Here is a 1,187-nt window from a genome sequence, read left to right as displayed (position 1 = left end):
CGCATAACCAAGGCCCGTCTCAGTCGGCTGGCGGGCACCGACCACTTGCCGGGACCTTCCGTTCGGCCGCGGCCCGATCGGTCGAGAGCATCGCTTCCGCGTACATCGAGGGTGACAACGACGAAATTGAACAAGGGTCGGAAGTACCCGCGCATGTGGATCGCCCCGCCGAGACTGAACCTGCTGGAAGCCAACAAGATCGGGAGTCAATCGACCGTTCCTCTGACCTGGATGGGGGAGGGAAGTCGTCAAGTGTTCGGGTGCCGGCAAGGTGCCATGCGAAGCTCGAGGAGATGCGGGCGAGCACGGGGATGACGAACGGTCAGATTTTCATCGTCGCGATCGAGGAGACTCATGATCGACTGCCGGAACTGCTCTACCCTGGCGGTCGAATCGGTGGGGGATTATTCGCAGCCCGCGGCATTCGCGCCAAAACGTCACGTGACGATAGTGAGACGCAGGTAACTTACCGACTATTTCATGCCGACTTCGACGTGATTGACCACCTTGTGGCGGAACTGGGCGCAAAATCCCGCTCGCATCTGATCGCGGCGGCGCTGACCGGATATTTCTTCAAAGACGACGAGCCCGCAATATGACGAGGGGAGCGACGAGGGCGCCTTCAGCGCTTCTTGTTTGCGAGTACCCAAAGGAAAAGAACAAGCACGGGGGAGAAGGCGACAGGGACGGCGAGTACCCAATGCGTCACTGTCCCTGTCTCCACCTCCCTGTTGATCCAAGTCAGTAGAAGGGCTGCGACGAGCCACAGGAACGCGACGTGGCGCCAGCGCAACCGCCGCAAGAACAGGTTCAGTCCCACAGGCAGTTTCAGTCTCGACATTCGGTTTGGCATAGCTGGCTCAATTCAGTTGGATATCGACCATGCGGAGTCGGTCGCTGGCAGAAAAGTAGGCAAGCGCGTCAAAGCACGCTGCCGCCGCTTCAGCCATTTGGACGGCCCTTCCGCGCGCCCGTACAGAAACACCCCATAGATTGCAGGTCTGTTCAGTGGTGGGCATATGGGTAGGTGGGATTCCCAATGCGCCGGCTGTCAGCTGCCGTGTATCAGAGTTCTGGTGCCATTTTGGGAACAGATCCAGTTGTGAGAACAGGTGCCTGAGTAGCCCTGTGTGTTCCTCCGGATGGAAGCCGCCCGCGATATGTCCCTCAATGCTGCGGGCCAGCGT

General features: G+C 59.5%; 2 protein-coding genes. One reads left to right on the top strand and one right to left on the bottom strand.

The features are described from left to right. On the top strand, window positions 1-599 hold a 599-nt coding region (locus ABT116_RS48285; RefSeq protein WP_351647868.1), incomplete at its 5' end, for a hypothetical protein. Window positions 600-860: 261 nt separating this feature from the next. On the opposite strand, the gene ABT116_RS48280 is transcribed toward ABT116_RS48285, so the two are convergent. After that, window positions 861-1,187, bottom strand: a 327-nt coding sequence (locus tag ABT116_RS48280; protein WP_351647866.1) for a hypothetical protein, incomplete at its 5' end; no start/stop codon positions are given.

This window comes from Streptomyces sp. NPDC002130 (assembly GCF_040296465.1).
GTDB lineage: Bacteria > Actinomycetota > Actinomycetes > Streptomycetales > Streptomycetaceae > Streptomyces.
This window is presented reverse-complemented; position numbering and strand designations above follow the sequence as displayed.